The sequence below is a fragment of the Pseudomonas sp. BS-2016 genome (assembly GCF_001806145.1).
In the GTDB taxonomy this organism is placed as follows: Bacteria; Pseudomonadota; Gammaproteobacteria; order Pseudomonadales; family Pseudomonadaceae; genus Aquipseudomonas; species Aquipseudomonas lundensis.
Map to the genome: position 1 here is coordinate 359,988 of NZ_MLCT01000013.1, position 15,924 is coordinate 375,911.

The window sequence follows — 15,924 nt, forward strand, 5'->3', positions numbered from 1 at the left end:
TACCATGAGCCGCGACCTCCCACCCTTAAATGCCCTGCGTGCCTTCGAAGCCACTGCCCGCCTGAACAGCGTCAGTCAGGCGGCTGAACAGTTGAACGTCACCCACGGCGCCGTCAGTCGGCAAATCAAAGTCCTCGAAGAGCACTTGGGCGTGAGCCTGTTCGTCAAGGAAGGCCGTGGCCTGAGGCTGACCGACGCCGGGGTGCGCCTGCGAGATGCCAGCAGCGAAGCCTTTGATCGCGTACGCAACGTGTGCAACGAACTCACGCAAAGCCACATTGATGCGCCGTTTGTGCTGGGGTGTTCGGGCAGTTTGCTGGCGCGCTGGTTCATCCCCCGGCTGGGGCGGTTGAACGCCGATTTGCCGGATCTGCGTTTGCACCTGTCTGCCGGTGAAGGCGATCTTGACCCCCGTAAACCGGGACTCGACGCCTTGCTGGTGTTCGCTGAGCCGCCGTGGCCCGCCGACATGCAGGTGTATGAATTAGGCAGCGAGTGGATCGGGCCTGTGCTCAGCCCGCGCTTCGCCCGTTATGAACAGTTGCGCAATGCACCGGTCGGCGCCTTGCTCGATGAGGCGTTACTGCACACCACGTCCAGGCCGCAGGCATGGCCCAGCTGGGCGCAGCAGCATGCACTCGATGCAACGGCATTGAAATATGGGCAGGGGTTTGAGCACTTGTACTACCTGCTGGAGGCCGCAGTCGCCGGGTTGGGCGTTGCGATTGCCCCGCAGCCGCTGGTCACCGAGGACCTCAAGGCAGGGCGCCTGGTTGCGCCGTGGGGTTTTGTGCAAACCCCGGCGCAACTGGCGTTATGGCTGCCCAAACGCGCCGCAGATGGGCGCGCCCGGCAACTGGCGCAATGGCTCAAGGCTGAGCTTGCGCGTAACGCGGTTTAGTTGCCGCGCTTGCACATCAGGTAAGCGGCCAGCAGGCCCAGTGCGCCGATGGCAACGCCCGCTGTGGCGTAGGGGTGCTCTTGAGCGTATTCGCGGGTGGCAATGGCCGTCTCGCGGGTTTTGTCCTTCACTTCTTCGAAGGTTTCGCTGAGCAGGTGACGGGAATGTTTGAGGGCATTCTCAGCATTGCCTTTGAGTGCCTTAAGGGTCTTCTTGGACTCTTCCGAGGCGTCGTCTTTGAGGCTTTCCAGAGACTTAAGCAGGCTCTCGATCTCAGCTTCCATGCTTTGCAATGAGGCTTTACGTAAAGAATTGCTAGCCATTAGGGCTCTCCTGCATTGATGAGTGACTGTGTGTGTTAAGTCCGACTCCGGCGTTTTCAGAAAGTGCAGTAAACCTGAACTTTTCCTTTCGCATCGCTTCCCAAGTATTCAGCACATTCGCTGCGAGTAACGATAAATGGAGAACGTTATGTCTGACCATCACACCTACAAGAAAATCGAACTGGTAGGCTCGTCCCCGAGCAGCATAGAAGACGCCATCAGTAATGCACTGGCCGAGGCCAACAAAAGCATCAAGCACATGGAGTGGTTCGAAGTGCTGGAGACTCGCGGGCACATCAAGGACGGCAAAGTGGCGCACTACCAGGTGACCCTTAAGGTCGGATTCCGCATCGCCAGCAGCTGAGTCGCGCAATCCTTTTGAACTTGTGAGCTGGCCGTTTGCCATAAACTCCGCTACACCGTCTGGGTGCGACGCTGCACAAGCGCGGCGCACCCTTTTTGTTTTGAACAGGGGATGTGACGGATGAAGAAGATTTTAGTGGCTGTCGGTTTGATGACACTGGCGAGCACAGCCTTTGCCGCAAAAGACTGCGGTGAGCTGAAAAGCGAAATTGCCGCCAAACTAGACGCCAAGGGTGTTCCACACTACTCGCTGGAGATCGTGGACAAGGGCGCTTCGGCTGATGGCAAAGTGGTCGGCACCTGCGGCGGTGACACCAAAGAAATCGTTTACAAGCGCGGATAAGTCAACGCGTACAAAAAAGCCGACGCATGCGTCGGCTTTTTCATGCCTGAGGTTTTATTTCGACAGGGTTTTTACGCCTTCTGGTGTGCCCAGCAACAGCAAATCCGCAGGCCGTGCCGCGAACAAACCGTTCGTCACCACGCCCACGATGGCGTTGATTTGACGCTCCAGTTCCACCGGGTTGGTGATCTGCATGTTGAACACGTCAAGGATGATATTGCCGTTGTCGGTGATGACACCTTCGCGGTAAACCGGGTCGCCGCCCAGTTTGACCAACTCGCGGGCCACGTGGCTGCGGGCCATCGGGATCACTTCGACCGGCAGCGGGAACGCACCCAGCACTGGCACCAGCTTGCTGGCGTCGGCGATGCAGATGAAAGTCTTGGCAACGGCGGCCACGATCTTCTCGCGGGTCAGGGCTGCGCCACCGCCCTTGATCAGGTTCAGGTGCTCGTCGCTCTCGTCGGCGCCGTCCACGTAGAACTCCAGGTCGCTGACGGTGTTGAGTTCATACACCGGAATTCCGTGGCCCTTGAGGCGTGCGGCGGTGGCTTCGGAGCTGGCGACGGCGCCGTCGAACGCGCCTTTGTGTTGGGCCAGTGCGTCGATGAAGCAGTTGGCCGTGGAGCCGGTGCCGACCCCCACGATGCTCTTGTCATCCAGTTTTGGGAGGATGAAATCGACAGCCGCTTGGGCGACGGCCTGTTTGAGTTGATCCTGGGTCATGCGGGCTCCGGGGCGGGAAGGGGAACAGAAGGCCGGCATTATACGGACAAGCGTTGAGCTGTGGGCGTGGTCTGACAACGGGTGCGACCCTGTGCCCTGTTCCTTTAGGAGAGGGTCGGGATAAGGAGACGGTATAAACCTCCCATTTCGTGTGGTCGGCCGCGTAAACGCTGGGGTAGACTCCCGGGTCCCTGCTAACTCGCACAGTGACGCTTTCCGATGCTCGAACAGTACGTTAAGAAGATCCTCAACTCGCGCGTTTATGACGTGGCCGTTGAAACGCCCTTGCAAGCCGCCAACCAGCTGACCGAGCGGTTGGGCAATCAGATTTGGCTTAAACGCGAAGATCTGCAGCCGGTGTACTCGTTCAAGATTCGTGGCGCTTACAACAAGTTGATGCACCTGAGCGACGCCGAGCGCGCGTGTGGCGTGGTCACGGCTTCTGCGGGCAATCACGCTCAGGGCCTGGCGCTGGCCGCCAAAAAGCTGGGGGTCAAGGCCACCATCGTGATGCCCAAAACCACGCCCGAGATCAAAATCGAAGGCGTGCGTTCCCGTGGTGGCATTGTGGTGCTGCACGGCGATTCGTTCCCCGAGGCGCTGGCGTACTCACTGCAATTGGTGGAGCAAAAAGGCTACGTCTACGTGCATCCCTACGATGACCCGCACACCATCGCCGGGCAGGGCACCGTGGCGATGGAAATTCTGCGCCAGCACCCGGCGCCGCTGGACGCGATTTTCGTGCCGGTGGGCGGCGGCGGGCTGATTGCAGGGATCGCCGCGTACGTGAAGTACTTGCGGCCGGACATCAAGGTCATTGGCGTGGAGCCGGACGATTCCAACTGCCTGCAAGCCGCCATGGCCGCGGGCGAGCGCGTGGTGTTGCCGACCGTGGGCATCTTTGCCGATGGCGTGGCCGTCGGCCAGATTGGCCAGCACACCTTTGATATCTGCAAAGACTACGTGGATGAAGTCATCACGGTCAGCACAGACGAGATCTGTGCCGCCATCAAGGATATCTTCGACGATACCCGCTCGATCACCGAACCTGCCGGTGCGCTGGGTGTGGCCGGGATCAAGAAATACGTCGAGCAGCGTGGCGTGAAGGGCCAGACGCTGGTTGCGATCGACTCGGGCGCCAACGTCAACTTCGACCGCTTGCGCCATGTGGCCGAACGCGCGGAGTTGGGTGAAGGCCGTGAAGCCATCATCGCGGTGACCATTCCTGAAGAGGTCGGCAGTTTCAAGGCGTTCTGCCAGGCGATCGGCAAGCGTCAGATCACCGAATTCAACTACCGCTACCACACCGGCCGGGAAGCGCACATTTTTGTCGGCGTGCAGACGCACCCGGTCAACGATCCGCGCAGCGCCTTGCTGGCGAGCTTGCGCGAGCAAGGCTTCCCGGTGGTGGACCTGACCGACAACGAACTGGCCAAGTTGCACATCCGCCACATGGTGGGCGGGCACGCCGACAAAGTCAGTGATGAGCAGTTGTTCCGCTTCGAATTCCCGGAACGCCCCGGTGCCTTGTTCAACTTCCTCAACAAACTGGGTGGGCGCTGGAATATCTCGATGTTCCATTACCGCAACCATGGCGCCGCAGATGGCCGTGTGATGGCCGGATTGCAAGTGCCTGCGGACGAGCGTCATCTGGTGCCTGCCGCGCTGGCGGATATTGGCTACCCGTACTGGGATGAAAGTGATAACCCGGCCTATCAGCTGTTTCTTGGCTGATAGGCGCTAAGCTGAATGAACCGTTCAAGGAAGCAATGACATGGAAACCTTCACCGCGTTGAAGCTGTTGCATGGGGTGTCGACACTGCTGCTGTTCGTCTGCGCCATTGCGTTGCTGGTGGTGGTTATTCGCCGTAACCGGGCCGGGGATAAAGACGTGTCGGGTGGCGCGTTGCGACGCCCGTGGGGCTTTGTCTGGGCACTGATGGGGTTGTGCCTGCTGGCCTTGCCCGTCAGCGGGTGGTGGCTGGTGCATCTGGCGGGTTGGCCGTTGAGTCAACTGTGGTTGCTGGCGGGTAGTTGCTTGTACCTGCTGGGCGCGCTGAGCTGGGTGTGGTTGGTGGTCAGGCTCAATCGCTTGCGGTTGGGGCACGTGGCCAAACACCCTCGTTTCACGCTGCTGTTGGCGATTTTTTGTGCCGTTTGCTTTGTCGCCATCGCCGGTTTGATGGGCGCCAAGCCGGTTTAAGCCGTGTGCTGAACCCGACGAGCCCCTCTGCAAAGAGGGGCTTTTGCATTCAGTCGCGCAGCGACATGACCTTCCAGCCACGTTTGATGGCTTCGGCCCGCAGGTTGGGGTCCGGGTCGACGGCTACTGGATGGGTGACACATTCCAGCAACGGCAGGTCGTTCATCGAATCACTGTAAAAGTAGCTGTCTTCGAGGGTGTGGCCGTTTTCTGCCATCCAGCGTGTCAGGCGCGTGACCTTGCCTTCTCGAAAGCACGGAACGTCAGCGCTGCGGCCGGTGTAGCGGCCATCGACGATCTCGCACTCGGTGGCGATCAAATGTTCCACGCCCAGGTGCCTGGCAATCGGCGCGGTGACCACGCGATTGGTGGCGGTAATGATGACCAGCGTATCGCCAGCTTCGCGGTGTTGGGCCAGCAGCGCCTGGGCCTTGGGCAGCATCAACGGCTCGATGCAGTCGCGCATGAATTCACGGTGCCACTGATCCAGTTGCGCCATGTCATGGCGGCCGAAGATTTCCATGCTGAAATTCAGGTAGGCCGCGTTATCGAGTGTGCCTGCCAGGTAATCCTGATAAAACGCGTCGTTGCGCGCTTTGTAGGCCTCACCGTCGAGAATGCCGCGTTCGCACAGGTAATCGCCCCATGCGTGGTCGCTGTCGCCGCCTAAAAGGGTGTTGTCCAAGTCGAATAAAGCCAGACGCATTGCAATTACCCGCTGAGCTGTCGGTTGAAAGCCCACAAGAATACGGTCTTTTAAGAAGAGTGCACATAAGACAGGGTGGCGCGTTGCTGCGTTCACAACCTTTGTGGAACAATGCGGCGACATGCGTTTGCGAGGTTGTTGCCGTGATCGACCCCGATGGTTTCCGTCCTAATGTCGGGATTATTCTGACAAATGATGCTGGTCAGGTACTTTGGGCTCGCCGAATCAATCAAGACGCGTGGCAGTTTCCACAGGGCGGTATCAACCCTGATGAGACGCCAGAGGACGCCTTGTACCGTGAGCTGAACGAAGAAGTTGGCCTTGAACGCGAAGATGTAGAAATACTCGCCTGCACGCGAGGCTGGTTGCGCTATCGTTTGCCGCAACGTTTGGTCCGTACCCACAGCCAGCCGCTGTGCATCGGCCAGAAGCAGAAGTGGTTTTTGCTGCGCCTGATCTCTAACGAGCAGCGGGTGCGGATGGATTTGACCGGTAAACCGGAATTCGATGGCTGGCGCTGGGTCAGCTATTGGTATCCGTTGGGCCAGGTGGTGACATTCAAGCGCGAGGTCTACCGTCGCGCTCTCAAAGAGCTTGCCCCGCGCCTTTTAACGCGCGCCTGACACGGAGTTCGACCCCGAGCCATGCTCAATACGCTGCGCAAGATCGTCCAGGAAGTTAACTCCGCCAAGGATCTCAAGGCGGCGTTGGGGATTATTGTGTTGCGCGTCAAAGAGGCCATGGGCAGTCAGGTCTGCTCGGTCTATTTGCTTGATCCAGAGACCAACCGTTTTGTGTTGATGGCCACCGAGGGCTTGAACAAGCGCTCGATCGGCAAGGTCAGCATGGCGCCCAACGAAGGCCTGGTCGGCCTGGTGGGCACCCGTGAAGAACCTCTGAACCTCGAAAACGCCGCCGATCACCCGCGCTATCGCTACTTTGCCGAGACCGGTGAAGAGCGTTATGCCGCCTTCCTGGGCGCGCCGATCATCCACCACCGCCGTGTGGTCGGCGTTCTGGTGATCCAGCAAAAAGAACGTCGCCAGTTCGACGAAGGCGAAGAAGCCTTTCTGGTCACGATGAGCGCGCAACTGGCCGGGGTGATCGCCCACGCTGAAGCCACCGGCTCGATTCGCGGCCTGGGGCGTCAGGGCAAGGGCATCCAGGAAGCCAAGTTTGTCGGCGTGCCCGGTTCCCCCGGCGCAGCGGTCGGCACGGCGGTGGTCATGCTGCCCCCGGCCGATCTCGACGTGGTGCCCGACAAGGCCATCACCGACATCCCGGCGGAAATCGCCCTGTTCAAGACCGCCCTCGAAGGCGTGCGCAATGACATGCGTGCCGTGTCGAAGAAACTCGCCACGCAACTGCGCCCTGAAGAACAGGCGCTGTTCGACGTTTACCTGATGATGCTCGACGACGCGTCACTGGGCAGCGAAGTCAAAAATGTAATCAAGACCGGTCAGTGGGCCCAGGGCGCGTTGCGTCAGGTGGTGACGGACCACGTCAACCGTTTCGAATTGATGGACGACGATTACCTGCGCGAGCGGGCGTCGGATGTGCGCGACCTGGGTCGGCGGTTGCTGGCCTATTTGCAGCATGATCGAAAACAAACCATGGTCTACCCCGACCACACGATCCTGGTCAGTGAAGAGCTGACGGCAACCATGCTTGGCGAGGTGCCCGAGGGCAAACTGGCCGGTCTGGTCTCGGTACTGGGTTCGGGCAACTCCCACGTGGCGATCCTGGCCCGGGCCATGGGTATCCCGACCGTCATGGGCCTGGTGGACCTGCCGTATTCCAAGGTCGACGGCATTCAGATGATCGTCGACGGCTATCACGGCGAGGTCTACACCAACCCCAGTGAACTGCTGCGCAAGCAATACGCCGACGTGGTGGAAGAAGAGCGTCAGTTGTCCCAGGGCCTCGATGCCCTGCGCGAACTGCCGTGCATCACCCCGGACGGGCATCGCATGCCGCTGTGGGTCAACACCGGCTTGCTGGCCGATGTGGCACGGGCGCAACAGCGCGGCGCAGAAGGCGTAGGTCTGTACCGCACCGAAGTGCCGTTCATGATCAATCAGCGCTTTCCGAGCGAAAAGGAGCAGCTGGCGATTTATCGCGAGCAACTCGCCGCCTTCCATCCGCAACCGGTGACCATGCGCAGCCTGGACATTGGCGGCGACAAGTCACTGTCGTACTTCCCGATCAAAGAAGACAACCCGTTCCTCGGCTGGCGCGGGATTCGCGTCACCCTCGATCACCCGGAAATCTTTCTGGTTCAGGCCCGGGCCATGCTCAAGGCCAGCGAAGGCCTGAACAACCTGCGTATTTTGTTGCCGATGATCTCTGGCACGCACGAACTCGAAGAAGCCCTGCACTTGCTGCACCGTGCCTGGGGCGAAGTGCGCGATGAAGGCACCGATGTGCCGATGCCCCCCATCGGTGTGATGATCGAAATCCCCGCAGCGGTTTACCAGACCCGGGAACTGGCGAGGCAGGTGGACTTCCTGTCTGTCGGTTCCAACGACCTTACCCAATACCTGCTGGCGGTGGACCGCAACAACCCGCGCGTTGCCGACTTGTACGACTACCTGCACCCGGCGGTGCTGCAAGCCTTGCAATCGGTGGTGCGCGATGCCCACGCCGAAGGCAAGCCTGCCAGCATCTGCGGCGAAATGGCGGGCGATCCGGCGGCGGCGATCCTGTTGATGGCCATGGGCTTCGACAGCCTGTCGATGAACGCCACCAACTTGCCGAAAGTGAAATGGATGCTGCGTCAGGTTGAACTCAGCCGTGCCAAGGAGCTGCTGGCCGAAGTCATGACCATCGACAACCCACAGGTGATTCGCAGCACCGTGCAACTGGCCCTGAAAAACATGGGCCTGACCCGCATGATGAACCCGGCGGCCATCAAGCCGTATTAATAACCGCCTCACCCGGCCCTCTCGCACAGGAGCGGATCAGGGTGAGGGCTGCTCCAGCCTGACTTCCCCCAGGCGCCCGCCATTGGGCCCGAAGCTGTGTTCTACCATCACCCTTGAACCGTCAGCGTTAACAATCAGTGCCGTGCTGGAACGGGTGCCGTAGGTGGTGCTGGCAATAAAGATACTCGACAGCAAATGCTCCGTGGCCAGCCCCACACCGGTATCGGGCAGGTCACTGAATGAGGCAGTCTGTCGATCTTCCAGAATGGCCAGCAACGCTTGCGGGTCGGGTGCGTTTAACACGTCGCCGAGCGCGGCCCTGGCTTTCACTAATTTGGGCCACGGTGTGTCCAGTCCGGCGTTGGACAGGCCATAAACCCCCGAACTCAGGCGCACCGGGGCGACGTCCCTGGAATTGAAATGCCACAGCTCGTTGCGGGTGCCCACCAGCAAATTGAAGCCGGCGTAATTCACTGATTGTTGACTAACGTCGTTTAAATACTCGGCAGTCGATAGATTCCCGCTTAAAAAGCGCGCAACCAAATCCCCCCGCGAACGCCGTGTAGGCGGTTTGTGCGGTTCGCGAATATTGGTCAAAGCCGCAAAGCGGCCGTTCGCGCCAACGCCCAGCCACGTGCCGCCTGCCTCCAGATCACGCCCGGCATACACGTGCGGCGCATCGACCCACTGCGCAAGGGGCCTGGCGGGGCGGGCATAAAATTCATCCCGGTTCGCCGCCACCACCAGCGGCTGTGCATGGCCGGGGCGCCACGCGAAGACAATCAGGCACATGGTCAGTCCTTAATGTTTTTTTAACCCCTGTACTTATAGATTGCTCAGGCGTCTCGCGCCATGTGTGGAGCCCAAGCCCTTGCTCCGTTACCATGCGGGTCAAATTTGGGGGGGCGTCATGGAATTTCTGCTCTATCTGGTGCTGGGAGGCTTTGCCGGGGTATTGGCCGGTTTGTTCGGGGTCGGGGGCGGCATCATCATCGTCCCGGTGCTGGTGTTCAGTTTCACCTTGCAGGGCTTCAACCCCGAGGTGCTGACCCATCTGGCCGTGGGCACCTCATTGGCCACGATCATCTTTACTTCGATCAATTCGATCCGCGAACACCACCGCAAAGGCGCGGTGCGCTGGCCACTGTTTGTGTGGATGGCGCTGGGCATTTTGATCGGCGCGGGCATCGGTGCGCTGACGGCCGAAGCGATTGCCGGTCCTCATTTGCAGAAAATCATTGGCGTTTTTGCCTTGGTCATCGCCGTGCAAATGGCGCTTGAACTCAAACCCAAAGCCAGCCGAACGGTGCCGGGTAAAGTCGGTCTGACCCTCGCGGGCACCGTGATTGGCTGGGCGTCGGCGATTTTCGGGGTGGGCGGTGGCTCCTTGACCGTGCCGTTCCTGAGCTGGCGCAGTGTGCCGATGCAGCAAGCCGTGGCCACGTCGGCCGCTTGCGGGCTGCCGATTGCGTTGGTAGGTGCATTAAGTTTCATGATCATTGGCTGGCACAACCCCGACCTGCCCGCGCATAGTCTCGGGTTTGTGTATTTGCCGGCGCTGCTCGGGATTGCCCTGACCAGCATGTTTTTCGCCCGTTTTGGTGCGCGTTTGGCCCACACACTATCGCCGCGCTTGCTGAAACGGCTGTTTGCCGCACTGTTGTTCTGTGTCGGTTTGAGTTTCCTGATCTAACAAGGAGTCGCAATGCTGCCTTACCCGCAGATTGACCCGGTGGCATTGGCCATCGGCCCGCTGAAAATCCATTGGTACGGCTTGATGTACCTGATCGGCATTGGCGCCGCCTGGCTGATCCTGTCGCGCCGCCTGAACCGCTTCGACCCGACCTGGACCAAAGAGAAACTCTCCGACCTGGTGTTTTGGGTGGCCATGGGCGTGATCGTCGGCGGGCGATTGGGCTACGTGTTGTTTTACGACCTGAGCGCTTATATCGCCAACCCGCTGCTGATCTTTGAAGTGTGGAAGGGCGGCATGGCGTTCCACGGCGGGCTGATCGGCGTGATGCTGGCGACCTGGTGGTTCGGCAAGCGCAACAACAAGTCGTTCTTCCAGATCATGGACTTTATTGCGCCGGTGGTGCCGATTGGCCTGGGTGCCGGACGTATCGGCAACTTCATCAATGCCGAGTTGTGGGGCAAGGCGAGCGACGTGCCCTGGGCGATGATTTTCCCGACCGATCCGCAGCAACTGGCGCGTCACCCGTCGCAGCTTTACCAGTTCGCCCTCGAAGGTGTGGCACTCTTCCTGATTCTGTGGCTGTACTCGCGCAAACCGCGCCCGACTATGGCCGTTTCCGGCATGTTCGCCCTGTTCTACGGGATTTTCCGTTTCATCGTCGAGTTCGTCCGCGTGCCGGATGCTCAGCTAGGCTATCTGGCGTTCGGCTGGGTGACGATGGGTCAAATTCTCTGCATCCCGATGATTCTCGGTGGCCTGTTCTTGATCTGGTGGGCGTACCACCGCGATCCGGCGGCCCGCCAAGCAGCGCAATAAATTCGAATCGCAGGGCTGCGCGGCCCTGCATTCAAACGGTAGGAAAACCATGAAGCAATATCTCGACCTCGTTGCCGACGTCATTAAAAACGGCACCCTGCAAGCCAACCGTACCGGTGTGAAGACCATCAGTCTGCCCGGCGCCATGTTGCGCTACGACCTAAAGGAAGGCTTTCCGGCCATCACCACCCGCCGCATGGCGTTCAAATCGGCCATTGGCGAGATGTGCGGTTTCTTGCGTCCGGTCAACAGCGCGGCTGACTTCCGCGCCCTGGGCTGCAAAGTCTGGGACCAGAACGCCAATGAAAACGCCCAGTGGCTGGCCAACCCGTTCCGTCAGGGTGAAGACGACCTTGGCGAAATCTATGGCGTGCAATGGCGCAAATGGCCCGCGTACAAGCAGATTGCCCGCAGCAATCGGGCGGCCATCGAACTTTGCCTGAGCCAGGGCTACCGCCAGATCGCTGAAGGTGAAGAAGACGGCCAACCGTACGTGGTGCTCTACAAGGCCATCGATCAGGTGCGCCAGTGCGTCGACACGATCATCAACGACCCGGGCAGCCGCCGTATCCTGTTCCACGGCTGGAACTGTGCCCAGCTCGACGAAATGGCTTTGCCGCCGTGCCACTTGCTGTACCAGTTCCACCCGAACGTCGAGACCCGGGAAATCTCCCTGACCCTCTACATTCGCTCCAACGACCTGGGCCTGGGCACGCCGTTCAACCTGACGGAAGGCGCTGCCTTACTGAGCCTGATCGGCCGCTTGACCGGCTATACGCCGCGCTGGTTCACCTACTTCATTGGCGATGCCCACGTGTATGAAAACCACCTGGACATGCTCAACGAACAACTGACCCGCGAGCCGTTCCCGATGCCCAAACTGGTGATTTCGGAGCGCGTGCCCGAGTTTGCCAAGACGGGTGTGTACCAGCCTGAATGGCTGGAGCTGATCGAGCCGAGCGACTTCAGCCTCGAAGGCTATCAGCACCATGCGCCCATGACCGCGCCGATGGCGGTGTAACTCACCCTCCCGATCCCGCGCCGCGTCCAACCCTGACGTTGTACGCGGCATTATGGGTGCTTGGATCTATACCGAAAGAGTCTATTCAACTGTTAGTTATGACAGTTACTGATAAAGCAGACGCATGTTTATTTGGCTCTTCAATTGCGATGCAACTGGAGAGCCTGTCATGACGCATAAAGATGAATTAAACACTGAAGGTTTCTGGCTGAGCGAAAACGTTGGCACAGCGATAAAACGTGATACCCGGACGAGTGGTAAAAGTGTCCGGGCTGGTTTATTCCCGCCACAGGTCATATACCTCTACGAGGAGGAATATTTTTATTTTGGTGTCACTGCGCCCGAGGGGGTGGTCATTGCGCAGGAAATAATCGGACATCCGTTTTTTAGAAATGCAATAACGGTATTCATAGATACAGATGTACCAGAGATTGAAGTCGGCGACACAGTTCGGGCGGTCTGGACTGTACTCTCGGCAGACGATTTTTATGAATATCGATCGGACCCCGTGCGTGTTGAGAGCAAACAAGAGGGTGTGCTGATCACCTTGCCTGACACCGAGGCGGTCAGATTTGTAGGGAAGAAATCCGAAATTGTCTATTTCCATATGCCACAAGCGGGGGGTGTCACACCTTCGCTTGGAACGTTGGTGTATGTCGCACCCTCATTGGGGCCTAAACCCATCCTGAAGGTAATGGGTGTGGTTGATGGTGTTCTGGATACGAAGGCTCACCCGGATGGCATTAAAGTCATTATTGATCCCATTGCCAACATGCACCGATATAACGCGCTGGAGATCCGCTGGACACAGGACTCCGGTATTTGGGTCGACTCTCAACACAAAATGACCGTTTACCCAGACCAATCAATGGAATTCACGATTCCCCCGGTTGTCTATCAGCCCCATGTCGGCAAGCACGTATTAGTGCGGTACTTTATTTTTCTTGGGGCGAATATGAGCCCGAATCTGAGGTGGTCAGCTAGTACTCTCACGTACGCTGAATTCGACTTGATTTGACCGCTTCAAACAGTCAATTAATAACGCTTTCTTGTTAATTGACTGTACTTTACCCATCAATGCCCGTGGCTTCTGCCCACATGGCTCGGTTCGCCTTCTGGCGCAGCCACTGAACCGCTGACCTCCAGACGCTGCAATATCGCACACTGATCCTTCTCCGGGCCTTCGCCACAGCGTTGGCGCAGGTCGAGCAGCTGTGTCTGCAAGGCCTGCAAGCCATCAATTCGCGCTTTCACGTGCTGGATGTGCTCGTCGATCAGCGCGTTGACGCTTTCGCATTGGTCCTGCGGGCTGTCGCGCAGGTTCAGCAGGCTGCGGATCTCTTCAAGGGTCATGTCCAGGCTGCGGCAATTGCGGATAAACGTGAGTCGCTCAACGTGTGTCTGGGTGTACAACCGATAATTACCCTCACTGCGCGCCGGTTCCGGCAGCAGCCCTTCGCGCTCGTAATAACGGATAGTTTCGACCTGACAGTCGGTCAATTTCGCCAGTTCCCCGATTTTCATTACGGCTCTCTCCGAAAGGTTGCTTGACCCTATAGTGGCTACAGGGTCTTTACTTGGCAACAAGCACCTTTTCTGGACGCACCCTGATGAGCGATTCCATCCACACCCCGCACAAACCGCACGCTGATCACGATCACGATCACGATCACGATCACGATCACGATCACGATCACGGCGCCACGCATGCGCCTGAAGCCCATGCCCACAGTTGCTGTTCGGCGGCAGAAGGTCCGAGCGTGATTAAACTCAGCGCTAAGCCCACGGCAGGCGCCCGGCTGAGCAGCTTTCGCATTGAAGCGATGGACTGCCCGACCGAACAAACGCTCATTCAGAACAAATTGGGCAAGCTGGCGGGTGTGCAGCAACTGGAATTCAACCTGATCAACCGCGTGCTCGGCGTGACCCACGACCTGCCGTCTACCGACCCTATAGTCGAGGCGATCAAGTCCCTCGGCATGCAGGCCGATCCGTTGGAATCGGGCAGCGATAGTCCGCCGGCGCCGGTCGAGAAAAAACATGCGTGGCCGCTTGCAGTGTCCGGCGTGGGAGCACTGGCTGCGGAAGTGCTGCACTTCACGAATGCCGCGCCGACCTGGGTGATTGCGCTGGTGGCGCTGGTGTCGATCTTCAGCGGCGGTCTGACCACCTACAAGAAGGGCTGGATCGCCCTGAAAAACCTCAACCTGAACATCAACGCGCTCATGAGCATCGCTGTGACCGGTGCCATCTTGATTGGCCAATGGCCTGAAGCGGCGATGGTGATGTTCCTGTTTACCGTGGCCGAGCTGATCGAAGCCAAATCCCTCGACCGCGCCCGCAATGCCATCGGTGGCCTGATGCAAATGGCGCCTGACAAAGCCACGGTGCAGCAGGCAGACGGCGGCTGGCTTGAGCTGGACGTCAAAGACATCGCCCTGGAGGCCATCGTGCGCGTGCGTCCTGGTGAGCGCATTGGCCTGGATGGCGAAGTGGTGTCAGGCCGTTCAACCATCGATCAGGCGCCCATCACCGGCGAAAGCCTGCCGATTGAGAAAACCGTGGGCGATAAAGTCTTCGCCGGCACCATCAATCAGGCGGGATCATTGGAGTACCGCGTCACAGCGGCGGCCAACCATTCCACGCTGGCGCGCATCATCCATGCCGTGGAACAAGCCCAAGGTGCCCGGGCCCCGACCCAGCGTTTCGTCGACAGCTTCGCCAAAATCTACACACCCGTGGTGTTCCTGTTCGCGCTGGCCGTGGCAGTAGTTCCGCCGTTACTCATGGGCGGCTCGTGGTTTGACTGGGTTTACCGTGCGCTGGTGTTGTTGGTGGTGGCGTGCCCGTGCGCGCTAGTGATTTCGACCCCTGTGACCATCGTCAGCGGGCTGGCGGCTGCGGCGCGCAAAGGCATCCTGGTCAAAGGCGGGGTTTACCTCGAAAGCGGTCACACACTCGACTACCTGGCGCTGGATAAAACCGGCACCATCACCCACGGCAAGCCGGTGCAAACCGATTACCTGCCGCTGGACCCGCTGGTGGCTGACCGTGCTGTATTGCTGGCCGCCAGCCTGGCCTCGCGTTCCGATCACCCGGTGTCGCTGGCAGTGGCCAATGCCGCTGTGGATAAAAAACAGGCATGGCGCGCTGTGGATAACTTCACCGCACTGGCCGGGCGTGGCGTGCGGGGCGAAATCGACGGCACGCTTTATCACTTGGGCAACCATCGTCTGGTGGAAGAACTGGGCCTGTGCTCCCCTGAGCTGGAAGAAAAACTGTTCGCCCTGGAGCAGCAGGGCAAGACGGTGATCCTGTTGTGCGACAGCGCAGGCCCCATGGCGCTGTTTGCCGTTGCCGACACGGTCAAGGCCTCCAGCCGCGAAGCGATTGCCGAGTTGCACGCGCTGGGCATCAAAACCCTCATGCTGACCGGTGACAACCCGCACACGGCCAAGGCCATTGCCGCGCAAGTGGGCATCGACGAAGCGCAAGGCAACCTGCTGCCGGAGGACAAACTGAAGGCCATTGAAGCGCTGTATGCCAAAGGCCATCACGTCGGCATGGTCGGTGACGGGATCAACGACGCCCCGGCCCTGGCACGGGCCGAAATCGGTTTCGCCATGGCGGCGGCAGGCACCGATACGGCGATAGAAACGGCTGATGTCGCCCTGATGGACGACGATCTGCGCAAAATTCCGGCATTCATTCGCCTGTCACGTCAAACGTCCAGCATCCTTAAGCAGAACATCGCGTTGGCGCTGGTCATCAAAGCGATCTTTCTTGCGGTAACCTTCCTCGGTCTGGCCACCATGTGGATGGCCGTGTTTGCCGACATGGGCGTAAGCCTGTTGGTGGTGTTCAACGGGTTGCGCCTGTTGCGCAAATAGATCAAGAGAGGC

17 protein-coding genes are annotated in these 15,924 nt (G+C 59.3%); 12 read left to right on the top strand and 5 right to left on the bottom strand.

The features are described 5' to 3' along the window. The first annotated feature begins 4 nt into the window (after positions 1 to 4). Positions 5 to 901 (top strand): LysR family transcriptional regulator, encoded by an 897-nt coding sequence (locus BKD70_RS03650; protein ID WP_047278506.1) that lies wholly within the window; start codon positions 5 to 7, stop codon positions 899 to 901. On the opposite strand, the gene BKD70_RS03655 is transcribed toward BKD70_RS03650, so the two are convergent. Then, positions 898 to 1,224, bottom strand: a complete 327-nt coding sequence (locus BKD70_RS03655) for a YqjD family protein (RefSeq protein WP_047278504.1) — start codon at positions 1,222 to 1,224, stop codon at positions 898 to 900. The genes BKD70_RS03650 and BKD70_RS03655 overlap by 4 nt on opposite strands. Before the next feature lie 148 nt (positions 1,225 to 1,372). On the opposite strand from BKD70_RS03655, the gene BKD70_RS03660 reads away from it, so the two are divergent. Then, positions 1,373 to 1,588, top strand: coding sequence for a dodecin (locus tag BKD70_RS03660; protein WP_047278502.1), 216 nt, complete (start codon positions 1,373 to 1,375; stop codon positions 1,586 to 1,588). Between the two features lie 120 nt (positions 1,589 to 1,708). Then, positions 1,709 to 1,930 carry a DUF1161 domain-containing protein gene (locus tag BKD70_RS03665; RefSeq protein ID WP_047278501.1) on the top strand — a complete coding sequence of 74 codons (222 nt, stop codon included), beginning with the start codon at positions 1,709 to 1,711 and terminating at the stop codon, positions 1,928 to 1,930. Between the two features lie 54 nt (positions 1,931 to 1,984). Here the strand turns inward: BKD70_RS03665 and rpiA are convergent, their stop codons facing one another. Beyond that, a complete protein-coding gene (gene rpiA / locus BKD70_RS03670; RefSeq protein WP_047278499.1) occupies positions 1,985 to 2,656 on the bottom strand; it encodes a ribose-5-phosphate isomerase RpiA in 672 nt (223 codons plus the stop codon). Between the two features lie 219 nt (positions 2,657 to 2,875). Between rpiA and ilvA the strand changes: the two genes are divergently transcribed. Both ilvA and BKD70_RS03680 read left to right on the top strand, forming a co-directional pair. Continuing rightward, a complete protein-coding gene (gene ilvA / locus BKD70_RS03675) occupies positions 2,876 to 4,390 on the top strand; it encodes a threonine ammonia-lyase, biosynthetic (protein ID WP_047278497.1) in 1,515 nt (504 codons plus the stop codon). A 40-nt stretch (positions 4,391 to 4,430) separates the two neighbouring features. Beyond that, positions 4,431 to 4,859, top strand: coding sequence for a DUF2269 family protein (locus tag BKD70_RS03680; protein WP_047278495.1), 429 nt, complete (start codon positions 4,431 to 4,433; stop codon positions 4,857 to 4,859). Positions 4,860 to 4,908: 49 nt separating this feature from the next. Here BKD70_RS03680 and BKD70_RS03685 read toward each other — a convergent pair whose 3' ends face one another. Next, entirely contained in the window at positions 4,909 to 5,565 is a 657-nt protein-coding gene (locus BKD70_RS03685; RefSeq protein WP_047278493.1) for an HAD family phosphatase, read from the bottom strand. Positions 5,566 to 5,708: 143 nt separating this feature from the next. On the opposite strand from BKD70_RS03685, the gene BKD70_RS03690 reads away from it, so the two are divergent. Together BKD70_RS03690 and ptsP are read left to right on the top strand one after the other, a co-directional pair. Next, complete coding sequence (locus tag BKD70_RS03690; protein ID WP_047278492.1) at positions 5,709 to 6,188, top strand: RNA pyrophosphohydrolase; 480 nt, start codon at positions 5,709 to 5,711, stop codon at positions 6,186 to 6,188. A 21-nt stretch (positions 6,189 to 6,209) separates the two neighbouring features. Further along, on the top strand, positions 6,210 to 8,489 hold the full coding sequence (ptsP, locus tag BKD70_RS03695; protein ID WP_047278490.1) for a phosphoenolpyruvate--protein phosphotransferase: 2,280 nt from the start codon (positions 6,210 to 6,212) through the stop codon (positions 8,487 to 8,489). A gap of 36 nt (positions 8,490 to 8,525) precedes the next feature. On the opposite strand, the gene BKD70_RS03700 is transcribed toward ptsP, so the two are convergent. Further along, entirely contained in the window at positions 8,526 to 9,281 is a 756-nt protein-coding gene (locus tag BKD70_RS03700; protein WP_047278488.1) for an NRDE family protein, read from the bottom strand. Positions 9,282 to 9,399: 118 nt separating this feature from the next. On the opposite strand from BKD70_RS03700, the gene BKD70_RS03705 reads away from it, so the two are divergent. The 4 genes from BKD70_RS03705 to BKD70_RS03720 all read left to right on the top strand — a co-directional run bounded on the left by BKD70_RS03705 (position 9,400) and on the right by BKD70_RS03720 (position 13,040). Beyond that, a complete protein-coding gene (locus BKD70_RS03705) occupies positions 9,400 to 10,182 on the top strand; it encodes a sulfite exporter TauE/SafE family protein (protein ID WP_047279198.1) in 783 nt (260 codons plus the stop codon). Between the two features lie 12 nt (positions 10,183 to 10,194). Then, positions 10,195 to 11,001, top strand: coding sequence for a prolipoprotein diacylglyceryl transferase (gene lgt, locus BKD70_RS03710; RefSeq protein ID WP_047278487.1), 807 nt, complete (start codon positions 10,195 to 10,197; stop codon positions 10,999 to 11,001). A 49-nt stretch (positions 11,002 to 11,050) separates the two neighbouring features. Further along, positions 11,051 to 12,022 (top strand): thymidylate synthase, encoded by a 972-nt coding sequence (locus tag BKD70_RS03715; RefSeq protein WP_047278485.1) that lies wholly within the window; start codon positions 11,051 to 11,053, stop codon positions 12,020 to 12,022. Between the two features lie 169 nt (positions 12,023 to 12,191). Further along, entirely contained in the window at positions 12,192 to 13,040 is an 849-nt protein-coding gene (locus BKD70_RS03720; RefSeq protein WP_047278482.1) for a hypothetical protein, read from the top strand. Positions 13,041 to 13,096: 56 nt separating this feature from the next. Here BKD70_RS03720 and cadR read toward each other — a convergent pair whose 3' ends face one another. Further along, positions 13,097 to 13,546, bottom strand: coding sequence for a Cd(II)/Pb(II)-responsive transcriptional regulator (gene cadR, locus BKD70_RS03725; RefSeq protein WP_047278480.1), 450 nt, complete (start codon positions 13,544 to 13,546; stop codon positions 13,097 to 13,099). Positions 13,547 to 13,632: 86 nt separating this feature from the next. Here cadR and BKD70_RS03730 point away from each other — a divergent pair, with 86 nt between their 5' ends. After that, on the top strand, positions 13,633 to 15,912 hold the full coding sequence (locus tag BKD70_RS03730) for a heavy metal translocating P-type ATPase (protein ID WP_047278478.1): 2,280 nt from the start codon (positions 13,633 to 13,635) through the stop codon (positions 15,910 to 15,912). Positions 15,913 to 15,924: the final 12 nt, after the last annotated feature.